Genomic DNA, 12,398 nt, shown 5'->3' with positions numbered 1-12,398 from the left:
ACAAGCGTGCCGGGTTCGATTTCGTCACAGATAAAAACAAGCAGGTGACGCATGACCGTTGTAAACAAGCTGAACTCCTGGTGCCTGCGCTGGGGTTTGATCGGGGCTGCCTGAAATCGCAACCTTGCAGCAACGTCTACTGCACACCATCAAACCTTGCGTGAGACCTTTTTCATGAGTGGACAACCCTCGCAGTCAGGCGAGCTGAAACGCGGCCTGAAAAATCGCCACATTCAACTGATCGCTCTCGGTGGCGCGATCGGTACCGGATTGTTCCTCGGCTCGGCCGGGGTGCTCAAATCCGCTGGCCCGTCGATGATCCTCGGCTACGCCATCTGCGGCTTTATCGCCTTCATGATCATGCGCCAACTGGGCGAGATGATCGTTGAAGAGCCGGTGGCCGGTTCCTTCAGCCATTTTGCGCACAAATACTGGGGCGGCTTCGCGGGTTTCCTGTCGGGCTGGAACTGCTGGATTCTGTACATTCTGGTGGGCATGTCCGAGCTGACCGCCGTCGGCAAGTACATTCATTACTGGGCGCCGGACATCCCGACCTGGGTCTCGGCGGCGGCATTCTTCGTGCTGATCAACGCGATCAACCTGGCCAACGTCAAAGTCTTCGGTGAAGCCGAATTCTGGTTTGCGATCATCAAAGTCGTGGCCATCGTCGGCATGATTGCCCTGGGCAGCTACCTGCTGGTCAGCGGCAACGGCGGCCCGCAAGCTTCGGTCAGCAACCTGTGGTCTCACGGCGGATTCTTCCCCAATGGCGTCAGCGGTCTGGTGATGGCCATGGCGATCATCATGTTCTCCTTCGGCGGTCTGGAAATGCTCGGTTTCACCGCAGCCGAAGCCGACAAGCCGAAAACCGTGATCCCGAAAGCGATCAATCAGGTGATCTACCGCATCCTGATTTTCTACATCGGCGCGCTGGTAATCCTTCTGTCGCTGACACCGTGGGACAGCCTGCTGGAAACCCTCAATGCTTCCGGCGATTCGTACAGCGGCAGCCCGTTCGTGCAGGTGTTCTCGATGCTCGGCAGCAACACCGCCGCGCACATCCTAAACTTCGTCGTGCTGACCGCAGCGCTGTCGGTGTACAACAGCGGCACCTACTGCAACAGCCGCATGCTGCTGGGCATGGCCGAGCAGGGCGATGCGCCGAAAGGCCTGGCGAAGATCGACAAGCGCGGCGTGCCGGTGCGTTCGATTCTGGCTTCGGCGGCGGTGACCCTGGTCGCGGTGCTGCTCAACTATCTGATCCCGCAACATGCGCTGGAGCTGCTGATGTCGCTGGTGGTTGCGACGCTGGTGATCAACTGGGCGATGATCAGCTACTCGCACTTCAAGTTCCGCCAGCATATGAACCAGACCAGACAGACGCCGCTGTTCAAGGCGTTGTGGTACCCGTACGGCAACTTCGTCTGCCTGGCGTTCGTGGTGTTCATCCTCGGCGTGATGTTGCTGATCCCGGGCATTCAGATCTCGGTGTACGCGATTCCGGTGTGGGTGGTGTTCATGTGGGTCTGCTACCTGATCAAGAACAAGCGCAGTGCGCAGCAGGCGGTCCCGGTGATCGCCAAGTAACCGCATGAGCAGAAACGACAAACCCGGCCAGAGTGCCGGGTTTGTTGTTTCTGAAATGGAGAAATTGGCCCTGCACTGAACCCGGTGGGAGCTAGCCTGCTAGCGATGGCGTCAGTTCAGTTATTTCGTTGGTGGCTGACACTCCGCTATCGCTAGCAGGCTAGCTCCCACAGTTTTGATCTCCAACAGGCTGAAGTGCTGTTTCGGGTTATCCTGCACCCTCTGAATACGGACGCTTTTCCATGCTGGTGATTTCCAACAACGTGCATCTGCCCGATGCCGAGATCGAGCTGACCGCCATCCGCGCGCAAGGCGCCGGTGGGCAGAACGTCAACAAGGTGTCGAGCGCCGTGCACCTGCGCTTCGACATTCCCAACTCATCGCTGCCCGAGTTCTACAAGGAACGGCTGCTGGCGCTGCGTGACAGTCGCATTACCAGCGACGGTGTGTTGATCATCAAGGCTCAGCAATACCGCACCCAGGAAGCCAACCGTGCCGATGCGCTGGAGCGGCTGGTCGAGCTGATTCTCAGCGCGATCAAAGTGGAAAAGAAACGTCGCCCGACCAAGCCGACCCTCGGCTCGAAGAAGCGCCGGCTCGAATCCAAGTCCAAGCGTGGCGACATCAAGGCCGGGCGCGGCAAGATCGACTTCTAGTCCTGGCGGTACTTCGCGGTGTGCTTGTACAGATAGACGCTCAGGCCGAGCCCGCTCAGCGCCGCGAGCGCAGCAAACAGAAAGATCGAGGCAAAACCGAAGCCCGCGGCAATCGCCCCTGCCAATGGCCCGGTGATGCCCAGCGACAAGTCGATGAACAGCGAGTAAGCGCCGACTGCCGCACCACGGCTTGAGGCCGGCACCAGATTCACTGCCTCGACGCCCAGCGCCGGGAAAACCAAGGAGAAGCCAAACCCGCTCAACGCCGCACCCGCCAGCGCCCAGTGTGCATCCGGTGCGATCCACAGCAGCAGCAACCCGAGGGTTTCCACCGACAGGCAGGCAATCGCCACGCGGAAGCCGCCGAGGCGGTTGATCAGGTTGCCGAACAGCAGCCGCGCGCCAATGAAGCTGGCGCCGAACAGGCTCAGGCACAGCACCGCGTTTTCCCAGTGCTGCGTCGCGTAATACAGGGTAATGAACGTGGCGATGGTGCCGAAACCGATCGAGCCCAGCGCCAGGCCGCAGCCATGGGGGAAGACTTTGCCCAGCACATGGATGAACGGCAGGCGCTCACCGGCAACAATCGGCGCGGCGGTTTTTGGCCACGCCAGCGCCAGGCCGAGCAGGGCCAGCATGATGATGCTGACGCCCATGCTCCACAGGCCCAACCGGCCCACCAGCCAGACGCCGAACGGTGCACCGATCGCCAGCGCGCCGTAACTGGCGATGCCGTTCCAGGAGATCACCTTGGCGGTATTGGCCGCACCGACGCGGCCGATGCCCCAACCAATCGAGCCGGAGCCGACCAGACTCTCGGCGCTGCCCAATACCAGACGGCCGATCAACAGACTGATCAGGCTGAACAGTGGCAGACTTTGCATCCAGGCCGAAAGCAGCATGAACACACCGCTCGAGCCGCAGCCGGCCAGACCGATCATCACCGCGCGTTTGCTGCCCTGGTTATCGATGATCTTGCCGGCATAGGGGCGGCTGAGCAGGGTGGCGAGGTATTGCACGCTGATCACCAGCCCGGCGATCACCGCGCCAAAACCGAGGTCGCTGTGCACGTAACCGGGCAACACCGCCAAGGGGATGCCGATGTTCAGGTAACCGATAAAGGTGAAAAGGACGATGGAAACGACTTGCAGCGTAACCGCCAGTGGGCGCTGGGGCTCGGGTATAGAGGACGACATGGGTAACGATCCACGGGAGCAGCAGATTAGATAGGCTGCTCATGATACCGGCGTGAACCGATCAGAGGCGGGGAAAAGTAAAACTATTTGCCGGGCGGCGCGATCAGGGCTTGGCCGGAGCGACCAATTGCGTGGTGACCAACGCGGCGAGGGCGTTTTCTTCGCTGCCGAAACGTGCGAGCAGGGCAGCCTGTTTCTTCGGGGAGAGGCGGTTCCAGATGTCGATCATTTTCTCGGTCGCACCGATCAGGACGGCGGCTTGGCTTTCGGAGAATTCGTCGGTCATGGCGGGCTCGGGTTTCAGGCAGTGTGGAAAGCGCATGTTAGCGCTTTCCACACGGTCTGTACGGCGGGTCTTACGCTTCGCTGTCGGCTTTGCGGCTGTCAGCGGCTTCTTGCGGCTCGGGCTTTTCGGCACCGGCGTGTTGCGGGGTCGTCTGCTCAGGTACGTGCAGGCTTGGGAAGGGGAGATTGGGAATCTCGTGCATGGTTGCGCTCCTCGCTAAGTCTGTTGATAGATCAGGTGCTCCGCGCTTTTACAAAGCCTGCGCAGGATACAGCAGGAAAAATGACAATCAGACTTTTAATTCAAATTAATGCGACAGATGGCCGCAGGGGCGAGAGGTCAACACAAAACAATGTAGGAGTGAGCCTGCTCGCGATCGCGGTGTGTTGATCGTTCCCACGCTCCGCGTGGGAATGCAGCCCGGGACGCTCTGCGTCCCTTTCAAAGCCGAACGCGGAGCGTCCGAGGAGGCGTTCCCACGCATAACGTGGGAACGCTCAGTCAGCGGAGTTATTTGCAGGCGTCAGCGATGGCGTCGGCCAGCAAGGCGAGGCGAGTGGCGTCGATGCCGGCGACGTTGGCCCGGCCGGAACTGACCATGTACACGCTGTGCCGCTCGCGCAGATGCTTGACCTGCTCTGGCGACAGCCCTGTGTAGGAGAACATCCCGCGCTGCACGCCAATATGCGCGAAGCGTTCGCGCAAACCGTGCGGTTCCAGCGCTTCGACCAGGCCGCTGCGCAGTTGCGCGATGCGCAGGCGCATGGCTTCCACCTCATCGGCCCAACGGGCTTTCAGCTCCGGATCGGCAAGAATGGTGGCCACCACCGCAGCGCCATGATCCGGCGGTGTCGACCACAGGTTGCGGGCGATGTTGGCCAATTGGCTGCGGATGTCGACGAGCTTGTCAGCAGTCTTCGCGCAGACGATCAGTGCACCGGTACGGTCGCGGTACAGACCGAAGTTTTTCGAGCAGGAACTGGTGATCAGCAGCTCGGGCACGTGCGCCGCGAACAACCGCGTCGACCACGCGTCCTGTTCCAGACCATCGCCAAAGCCCTGGTAAGCGAAGTCGATCAGCGGCAGCAGATCGCGGCTGCGCACGACTTCGAGCACGCGCTGCCAGTCGTCATGGCTGAGGTCGAATCCGGTCGGGTTGTGGCAGCAGGCGTGCAGCAGCACCACATCACCCTTTGGCGCTTCCTTGAGTACGGCGAGCATCGCTTCGACGTCGAGGCGGTTGTCGCTGCCCACGTACGGGTAGTGACTGACCTTGACCCCGGCCGCGGCGAAAATGGTTTCGTGAATCGGCCAGGTCGGGTTGCTCAGCCACACGCCTTTGCCCGGCAGGCACTGGGCGATGAAATCGGCCGCCAGACGCAAGGCACCGGTGCCGCCCGGCGTCTGGGTCGCGCCGGCACGTTGTTCGGCAATCAGCTTGGAGTCGGCGCCGAGCACCAGCTCATTGATGACCTTGCCGAACAGCGGATTGCCGTGGCCACCGATGTAGGTCTTGGTGTCCTGGCTTTCGACCAGCCGCGCTTCGGCAATTTTCACCGCCTCGGGAATCGGCGTCAGGCCCTGGGCGTCCTTGTAGACGCCAACGCCGAGGTCGAACTTGCGCGGATTACTGTCCTGCGCGTAAGCCTCCATCAAGCCGAGGATCGGGTCGCCGGGCACCCGGCCGATGGCGTCGAAGTGCATTACTTGCGTCCTTCTGCGGTCTTGGCCACTTCGTCAGTGCGCGCGGCCATGATGAAGTCGTTGCGGTGCAGGCCTTTGATCGAGTGGCTCCACCAGGTCACGGTGACTTTGCCCCACTCGGTCAGCAGGCCCGGGTGGTGACCTTCGGCCTCGGAGATCTCGCCGACTGCATTGGTGAACGCCAGCGCGTGCTTGAAGTTCTTGAACAGGAAGACTTTCTCCAACTGCATGATGCCGTCGCGGACTTCGATGTTCCAGTCAGGGATCTGCTTGATCAGGATCGGCAGTTCTTCGTCGCTGACTTGTGGCGCATCGGCGCGGCAGGCTTCGCAGTGGGCTTGGTTCAAAGTGGACATGGTCGGTTCCTGAAATCGAGTGTGTTTTTTATTCAAGGGTGTGCGCCCGTCGGTACCGTCACGCTAAACCAAAGTGGCGGCGACGGACAGGCGCAATTGTCAGCAAAAGTCGCGGTTCAGGCGGCTTTGGGTTTCGGCGGAAATTTTGGCGCGTGCAAGCCCAGCTGCATGCCCTGACGCACCATGGCCATGATGTCTTCGTGAGCGACGTCGAACAGACGCTTGAGGTTGGGCAGGACGAAATACAGGGGTTGCAGGATGTCGATACGGTAAGGCGTGCGCATCGCTTCGAGCGGATCGAAGGCTTGATGCTCAGGTTCGTCTGACAGGCAGTAAACGGTTTCTTTTGGCGAGGACAGAATGCCGCCACCGTAGATGCGTTTGCCTTGCGGGGTGTCGACCAGACCGAATTCGATGGTCATCCAGTACAGGCGCGCCAGATACACGCGTTCTTCCTTGGTCGCTTGCAGGCCGAGCTTGCCGTAGGTGTGGGTGAACTCTGCGAAGTACGGGTTGGTCAGCAGCGGGCAGTGCCCGAAGATCTCGTGAAAAATATCCGGCTCTTGCAAGTAATCCAGTTCTTCGCGGGTACGAATAAACGTCGCGACGGGAAACTGCTTGCTGGCGAGCAGTTCAAAAAATGTCTGGAAGGGGATCAGCGCCGGCACGCGCGCAACCTGCCAGCCGGTGGTCTCGCCGAGCACCTTGTTGATTTCGCCGAGTTGCGGAATGCGGTCGTGGGGCAGACCGAGTTTTTCGATACCGTCCAGGTATTCCTGGCAAGCACGCCCTTCGATCACTTTCAATTGACGAGTGATCAGCGTGTTCCACACCGCATGTTCTTCGGCGGGGTAGTCGATAAAACCTTGCGCATCGGGCTCGCGAGCCACGTATTGCGTCTGCTTCATGCTGCTCTCCTGCTAGGGGAATTCGTTTTTGTTATGTCCAGCGATGAACAGAGGATTACCCGAGAATGCGTGGATGTGCAGTCGGTTGATGCGCCTGTGCGTAGGATATTTCTCTTCAGTTCGTAAAATAATCGTTACGCTTTGCCAGATAAGTCGCATCTGCGGCGATTGGTGGGTTTGAAAAGGGCGGTGGCTGTCACATAATCTTGACAACAAATTGCTCGCCTCGACATAAAGTCGTGCGCTGTTCCCCTGTAGGAGTGAGCCTGCTCGCGATAGCGGTGTGTCAGACAGCACTGATCTGAATGACACACCGCTATCGCGAGCAGGCTCACTCCTACAGGTTTCTCTTCGTTCAACCGGGCCTCTTTTTATGCGCATCAAAGTCCACTGCCAGAACCGCATCGGCATCCTGCGCGACATTCTCAACCTGCTCGTGGCCTACGGTATCAACGTCGCGCGCGGCGAGGTCGGTGGCGAGCACGGCAATGCGATCTATCTGCACTGCCCGAACCTGATCAACATCCAGTTCCAGGCCCTGCGGCCGAAGTTCGAGGCGATTGGCGGGGTGTTTGGGGTCAAGCGGGTAGGGCTGATGCCCAGCGAACGCCGGCATATGGAATTGAACGCGTTGCTCGGGGCGCTGGAGTTTCCGGTGCTGTCGATCGACATGGGCGGCTCGATCGTCGCGGCCAACCGGGCGGCGGCGCAGTTGCTCGGCGTGCGCGTGGATGAGGTGCCGGGCATTCCGCTGTCGCGTTACGCCGAAGATTTCGACTTGCCGGAACTGGTGCGTGCCAACAAATCGCGGATCAATGGCCTGCGGGTCAAGGTCAAGGGCGACGTCTTTCTCGCCGATATTGCGCCGCTGCAATCGGAGCATGACGACAGCGAAGCCATGGCCGGCGCGGTACTGACGTTGCATCGCGCTGACCGCGTCGGTGAGCGCATCTATAACGTGCGCAAGCAGGAACTGCGCGGCTTCGACAGCATCTTCCAGAGCTCGAAAGTCATGGCGGCCGTGGTCCGTGAAGCGCGGCGTATGGCGCCTCTGGATGCACCACTATTAATAGAAGGCGAAACCGGCACCGGCAAGGAGTTGCTTGCGCGCGCTTGCCACCTCGCCAGTCCGCGCGGGCAGTCGCCGTTGATGGCGCTCAACTGCGCCGGACTGCCGGAGTCGATGGCCGAGACCGAGCTGTTCGGCTACGGCCCCGGCGCGTTCGAAGGCGCGCGCGCCGAAGGCAAACTCGGCCTGCTCGAGCTGACCGCCGGCGGCACGCTGTTTCTCGACGGCGTCGGCGAAATGAGCCCGCGCTTGCAGGTCAAACTGCTGCGCTTTTTGCAGGATGGCTGCTTTCGCCGGGTCGGCAGCGACGAGGAGGTTTATCTGGATGTGCGGGTGATCTGCGCGACGCAGGTGGACTTGTCCGAATTGTGCGCACGCGGCGAATTTCGCCAGGATCTCTATCACCGCTTGAACGTGCTGTCGCTGCACATCCCGCCGCTGCGTGAATGCCTCGATGGCCTGACGCCGCTGGTCGAACATTTCCTCGATCAGGCCAGCCGGCAGATCGGCTGCGCGCTGCCGAAACTGGCGCCGGCGGCGATGGACCGGCTCAGCCATTACCACTGGCCGGGCAACGTGCGGCAACTGGAGAACGTGCTGTTTCAAGCGGTCTCGTTGTGCGATGGCGGCACGGTCAAGGCCGAACACATTCGCCTGCCGGATTATGGCGTGCGTCAGCCGCTTGGCGATTTTTCCCTCGATGGGAATCTCGACGAGATCGTCGGGCGCTTTGAAAAAGCGGTGCTGGAGCGTCTGTACTCCGAGCACCCGAGCAGTCGGCAACTGGGCAAGCGCCTGGGGGTTTCGCACACCACGATTGCCAACAAGTTGCGTGAGTACGAAGTCGGCAAGTCCGAGTCATAGCCGGAAGTTGCATTGGCTGTAATGGCCTCATCGCGAGCAGGCTCACTCCTACAGTAAATCGGGTTTCATCTGACGGAACGCGGTCAACTGTAGGAGTGAGCCTGCTCGCGATGAGGGTGGCCGCCGTTGCCTGATGCCAAAGGTTGCCACCCACCGGCATAACACCGCCGGTTTTTCGTCTTCGATACACTTCAAATTTTCCCTGCAAAACCCTCAAGCCCTTTGTTTACCGGGCCTTTGGCCGCGCTGAAAAAGTTGGTCTGCTAATTGCTTATGGCTCAGCAGTACAGCGGTGGGCGGCAAACGTCCGGCATGCAGAGGAAAGAGTGTGGACAAGTACCTTTATGTGGCAATGACCGGCGCCAGCCAGAACGCACTGGCGCAGCGGGCGCATGCCAACAACCTGGCGAACATCTCCACCAACGGTTTTCAGCGCGACCTGGAACAGGCGCGTTCGATGCCGGTGTTCGGTGACAGCTTTCCGGCGCGTGCGTTTGCCATGAGCGAACGGCCCGCCACCGACTTCACCCCGGGCTCGCTGGTGCAGACCGGCCGTGACCTCGACGTCGCCGTGAGCGGCAATGGCTGGATCGCCGTGCAGAACCCCAACGGCGGCGAAAGCTACGTGCGCACCGGCAGCCTCAACGTCGATGCCCTCGGCGTGTTGCGTGCCGGCAACGGCATGCCGGTGATGGGCAATGGCGGTCCGATCGCCGTACCGCCCGAGCAGCAGATCGAAGTCGGCGAAGACGGCACCATCAGTATTCGGGCGATGGGCGAGGGCCCACGGGTCATGGCCGAAGTCGACCGCATCAAGCTGGTCAACCCCGACATCAAGAACATGAACAAAGGCCTCGACGGCTCGATTTACACCAGGGACGGCCAACCGGCGCCGGCCGATGCCAACGTCAAACTGGTCTCGGGTTTCCTTGAGTCGAGCAACGTCAACGCCGTTGAAGAGATGACCTCGGTGCTGGCCCTGGCCAAGCAGTTCGAGTTGCACGTCAAGATGATGAACACCGCCAAAGACGACGACCAAGCCATGGCTCGGGTCTTGCAGATCAGCTAATTATCAGAACGTCGCGCCGTAAAACAGGCGCACGAGGAGAATCGAATGCTTCCGGCTCTATGGGTTGCCAAAACCGGTCTGTCCGCCCAGGACACCAACCTGACCACCATTTCCAACAACCTGGCGAACGTTTCGACCACGGGCTTCAAACGTGATCGCGCCGAGTTCCAGGACTTGCTCTATCAGATCAAGCGTCAGCCTGGCGCCCAGTCGACTCAGGACAGCGAACTGCCGTCGGGTCTGCAAGTGGGTACCGGTGTGCGCATTGTCGGCACCCAGAAAAACTTCACCGCCGGCAGCCTGCAAACCACCGAGCAGCCGCTGGACATGGCCATCGACGGTCGCGGTTTCTTCCAGATCCTGCAACCGGACGGCACCACCTCGTACACCCGTGACGGTACCTTCCACCTCGATTCCAATGGCCAGATCGTCAACGCCAGCGGCTTCGCGCTGGAGCCGGCGATCGTCATTCCGAACGACGCGCAGACCTTTACCGTTGGCCGTGACGGCACCGTCTCGGTGACCATCGCCGGCAACCCGGCTGCCCAGGTGATCGGCAACCTGCAAACCGCCGACTTCATCAACCCGGCCGGTCTGCAAGCGGTAGGCAACAACCTGTTCCTGGAAACCGCCGCTTCCGGCGCGCCGCAAGTCGGTACTCCGGGCCTGAACGGTTTCGGTACCACGCTGCAGAACACCCTGGAAACGTCCAACGTCAGCACCGTTGAAGAGATGGTCAACATGATCACTACTCAGCGCGCCTACGAGATGAACTCCAAGGTGATCTCCACCGCCGACCAGATGCTCTCGTTCGTAACGCAGAATCTGTAATCAAGTCTATGGGGCGGCCTGAGGTCGCCAGCAACACCGTGAGGTAGGGTCATGAATCGCTTTGTATCTGTTCTGGCATTGAGTGGGGTTGTCTCGCTCGCGGGCTGCGTCGCTCCGACGCCCAAGCCCAATGACCCGTATTACGCCCCGGTGTTGCCGCGCACACCGTTGCCGGCTGCCGCCAACAACGGCTCGATCTATCAGGCCGGTTTCGAGCAGAACCTGTACAGCGACCGCAAGGCGTTCCGGGTCGGTGACATCATCACCATCACCCTGAACGAGCGCACCCAGGCGAGCAAGAATGCCAACTCGCAGATGGACAAGAACAGCGACAACAGCATCGGTCTGACCTCTTTGTTCGGCTCCAGCCTGACCACCAACAACCCGATCGGTGGCGGCGACCTGAGCCTGAACGCCGGCTACAGCGCCGACCGTTCGACCAAGGGTGACGCCAAGTCCGGACAGAGCAACAGCCTGACCGGTTCGATCACCGTGACCGTGGCCGACGTGTTGCCCAACGGCATCATCGCCGTACGTGGCGAGAAGTGGCTGACCCTGAACACCGGTGACGAACTGGTGCGCATCGCCGGCATGGTCCGCGCCGATGACATCGCCACCGACAACACCGTGTCGTCGACTCGCGTTGCCGATGCACGCATCACCTACTCGGGTACCGGCGCGTTTGCCGATACGAGTCAGCCAGGCTGGTTCGACCGTTTCTTCCTCAGCCCGCTGTTCCCTTTCTAGGTGGCGACTTTGAATTTCAAGAGCCTTATGGTGGCCGCGTTGTTGATGTCGGCGGCCTTCAACGCCCACGCCGAGCGGCTGAAAGACATCGCCAGTATTTCCGGCGTGCGTTCCAACCAGTTGATCGGTTACGGCCTGGTGGTCGGGCTTAACGGCACCGGTGACCAGACGACGCAAACCCCGTTCACCCTGCAGACCTTCAACAACATGCTCTCGCAGTTCGGCATCAAGGTGCCGCCGGGATCGGGCAACGTACAGTTGAAAAACGTCGCGGCGGTGTCGGTGAGTGCCGATCTGCCGGCGTTCGCCAAACCGGGTCAGCAGGTCGATATCACCGTTTCCTCGATCGGTAACTCCAAGAGCCTGCGTGGCGGCACCTTGCTGCTGACACCGCTCAAGGGTATCGACGGCAACGTCTACGCGATCGCCCAAGGCAACCTGGTGGTCGGCGGTTTCGATGCCGAAGGTCGCGACGGTTCGAAGATCACCGTCAACGTTCCGTCGGCCGGTCGTATCCCTGGCGGTGCATCGGTGGAGCGCTCGGTGCCGAGCGGTTTCAACCAGGGCAACAGTCTGACGCTGAACCTCAACCGCTCCGACTTCACCACCGCCAAGCGCATCGTCGACAAGATCAACGACATGCTCGGCCCTGGCGTTGCCCAAGCCATCGACGGCGGCTCGATCCGCGTCACCGCGCCGCTCGATCCGAGCCAGCGCGTCGACTACCTGTCGATCCTGGAAAACCTTGAGGTCGATCCGGGTCAGGCAGTGGCGAAAGTCATCATCAACTCGCGCACCGGCACCATCGTCATCGGCCAGAACGTAAAAGTCTCGCCGGCCGCCGTGACCCACGGCAGCCTCACCGTGACCATTACCGAAGACCCGATCGTCAGCCAGCCGGGCCCGTTGTCCAACGGCCAGACCGCTGTGGTCCCGCGTTCGCGCGTGAATGCCGAGCAGGAAGCCAAGCCGATGTTCAAGTTCGGCCCGGGCACCACCCTCGACGAGATCGTGCGTGCGGTGAACCAGGTCGGCGCGGCACCGGGTGACTTGATGGCTATCCTTGAAGCCCTGAAGCAGGCCGGTGCGTTGCAAGCCGACCTGATCGTGATCTGAGGCCGGCCA

13 protein-coding genes are annotated in these 12,398 nt (G+C 60.9%); 7 read left to right on the top strand and 6 right to left on the bottom strand.

Annotated features, from left to right (window positions below; translation table 11 throughout):
• The first annotated feature begins 174 nt into the window (after positions 1–174).
• Both J3P75_RS20290 and arfB read left to right on the top strand, forming a co-directional pair.
• Positions 175–1,587 (top strand): amino acid permease, encoded by a 1,413-nt coding sequence (locus J3P75_RS20290; RefSeq protein WP_434707948.1) that lies wholly within the window; start codon positions 175–177, stop codon positions 1,585–1,587.
• A gap of 242 nt (positions 1,588–1,829) precedes the next feature.
• A complete protein-coding gene (gene arfB, locus J3P75_RS20285) occupies positions 1,830–2,243 on the top strand; it encodes an alternative ribosome rescue aminoacyl-tRNA hydrolase ArfB (protein ID WP_434707947.1) in 414 nt (137 codons plus the stop codon).
• Here arfB and J3P75_RS20280 read toward each other — a convergent pair.
• The 6 genes from J3P75_RS20280 to phhA form a co-directional block, all read right to left on the bottom strand.
• On the bottom strand, positions 2,240–3,439 hold the full coding sequence (locus J3P75_RS20280) for an MFS transporter (protein WP_434707946.1): 1,200 nt from the start codon (positions 3,437–3,439) through the stop codon (positions 2,240–2,242). The two genes, arfB and J3P75_RS20280, sit on opposite strands and share 4 nt — an antisense overlap.
• Positions 3,440–3,542: 103 nt before the next feature.
• Entirely contained in the window at positions 3,543–3,725 is a 183-nt protein-coding gene (locus J3P75_RS20275) for a hypothetical protein (protein ID WP_434711350.1), read from the bottom strand.
• Between the two features lie 70 nt (positions 3,726–3,795).
• Positions 3,796–3,927, bottom strand: a complete 132-nt coding sequence (locus J3P75_RS20270; protein WP_258450101.1) for a hypothetical protein — start codon at positions 3,925–3,927, stop codon at positions 3,796–3,798.
• A 308-nt stretch (positions 3,928–4,235) separates the two neighbouring features.
• Positions 4,236–5,429, bottom strand: coding sequence for an amino acid aminotransferase (locus J3P75_RS20265; protein WP_434707945.1), 1,194 nt, complete (start codon positions 5,427–5,429; stop codon positions 4,236–4,238).
• Positions 5,429–5,785, bottom strand: coding sequence for a 4a-hydroxytetrahydrobiopterin dehydratase (locus tag J3P75_RS20260; RefSeq protein ID WP_016771115.1), 357 nt, complete (start codon positions 5,783–5,785; stop codon positions 5,429–5,431). The genes J3P75_RS20265 and J3P75_RS20260 overlap by 1 nt, the downstream gene beginning before the upstream one ends.
• Before the next feature lie 116 nt (positions 5,786–5,901).
• Positions 5,902–6,693, bottom strand: coding sequence for a phenylalanine 4-monooxygenase (gene phhA / locus J3P75_RS20255; protein ID WP_208938267.1), 792 nt, complete (start codon positions 6,691–6,693; stop codon positions 5,902–5,904).
• Positions 6,694–7,066: 373 nt separating this feature from the next.
• Here phhA and J3P75_RS20250 point away from each other — a divergent pair, with 373 nt between their 5' ends.
• From J3P75_RS20250 to J3P75_RS20230, 5 genes are all read left to right on the top strand, one after another.
• Positions 7,067–8,626, top strand: coding sequence for a sigma-54-dependent transcriptional regulator (locus J3P75_RS20250; protein ID WP_434707944.1), 1,560 nt, complete (start codon positions 7,067–7,069; stop codon positions 8,624–8,626).
• Between the two features lie 328 nt (positions 8,627–8,954).
• On the top strand, positions 8,955–9,695 hold the full coding sequence (locus tag J3P75_RS20245) for a flagellar basal body rod protein FlgF (RefSeq protein WP_090282323.1): 741 nt from the start codon (positions 8,955–8,957) through the stop codon (positions 9,693–9,695).
• 45 nt (positions 9,696–9,740) lie between these two features.
• The gene (gene flgG, locus J3P75_RS20240) at positions 9,741–10,526 is read left to right on the top strand and encodes a flagellar basal-body rod protein FlgG (protein WP_090282324.1); all 786 of its coding nucleotides are present in this window, start codon (positions 9,741–9,743) and stop codon (positions 10,524–10,526) included.
• Between the two features lie 51 nt (positions 10,527–10,577).
• Complete coding sequence (gene flgH / locus J3P75_RS20235; RefSeq protein ID WP_042558188.1) at positions 10,578–11,273, top strand: flagellar basal body L-ring protein FlgH; 696 nt, start codon at positions 10,578–10,580, stop codon at positions 11,271–11,273.
• Positions 11,274–11,300: 27 nt separating this feature from the next.
• On the top strand, positions 11,301–12,389 hold the full coding sequence (locus tag J3P75_RS20230; RefSeq protein ID WP_167359923.1) for a flagellar basal body P-ring protein FlgI: 1,089 nt from the start codon (positions 11,301–11,303) through the stop codon (positions 12,387–12,389).
• Positions 12,390–12,398 lie beyond the last annotated feature (9 nt).

Source organism: Pseudomonas sp. R1-1, from assembly GCF_051132135.1.
In the GTDB taxonomy this organism is placed as follows: domain Bacteria; phylum Pseudomonadota; class Gammaproteobacteria; order Pseudomonadales; family Pseudomonadaceae; genus Aquipseudomonas.
Note: the sequence above shows the minus strand (reverse complement) of the source record. Positions and strands in the feature narration are given on the sequence as shown.

Coding starts and splice junctions, on each gene's coding strand:
- J3P75_RS20280 (WP_434707946.1), bottom strand. CDS start 3,439: ATGTCGTCCTCTATACCCGAGCCCCAGCGCCCACTGGCGGTTACGCTG.
- flgG (WP_090282324.1), top strand. CDS start 9,741: ATGCTTCCGGCTCTATGGGTTGCCAAAACCGGTCTGTCCGCCCAGGAC.
- J3P75_RS20290 (WP_434707948.1), top strand. CDS start 175: ATGAGTGGACAACCCTCGCAGTCAGGCGAGCTGAAACGCGGCCTGAAA.
- J3P75_RS20250 (WP_434707944.1), top strand. CDS start 7,067: ATGCGCATCAAAGTCCACTGCCAGAACCGCATCGGCATCCTGCGCGAC.
- J3P75_RS20270 (WP_258450101.1), bottom strand. CDS start 3,927: ATGCACGAGATTCCCAATCTCCCCTTCCCAAGCCTGCACGTACCTGAG.
- J3P75_RS20265 (WP_434707945.1), bottom strand. CDS start 5,429: ATGCACTTCGACGCCATCGGCCGGGTGCCCGGCGACCCGATCCTCGGC.
- arfB (WP_434707947.1), top strand. CDS start 1,830: ATGCTGGTGATTTCCAACAACGTGCATCTGCCCGATGCCGAGATCGAG.
- flgH (WP_042558188.1), top strand. CDS start 10,578: ATGAATCGCTTTGTATCTGTTCTGGCATTGAGTGGGGTTGTCTCGCTC.
- phhA (WP_208938267.1), bottom strand. CDS start 6,693: ATGAAGCAGACGCAATACGTGGCTCGCGAGCCCGATGCGCAAGGTTTT.
- J3P75_RS20230 (WP_167359923.1), top strand. CDS start 11,301: ATGGTGGCCGCGTTGTTGATGTCGGCGGCCTTCAACGCCCACGCCGAG.
- J3P75_RS20275 (WP_434711350.1), bottom strand. CDS start 3,725: ATGACCGACGAATTCTCCGAAAGCCAAGCCGCCGTCCTGATCGGTGCG.
- J3P75_RS20260 (WP_016771115.1), bottom strand. CDS start 5,785: ATGTCCACTTTGAACCAAGCCCACTGCGAAGCCTGCCGCGCCGATGCG.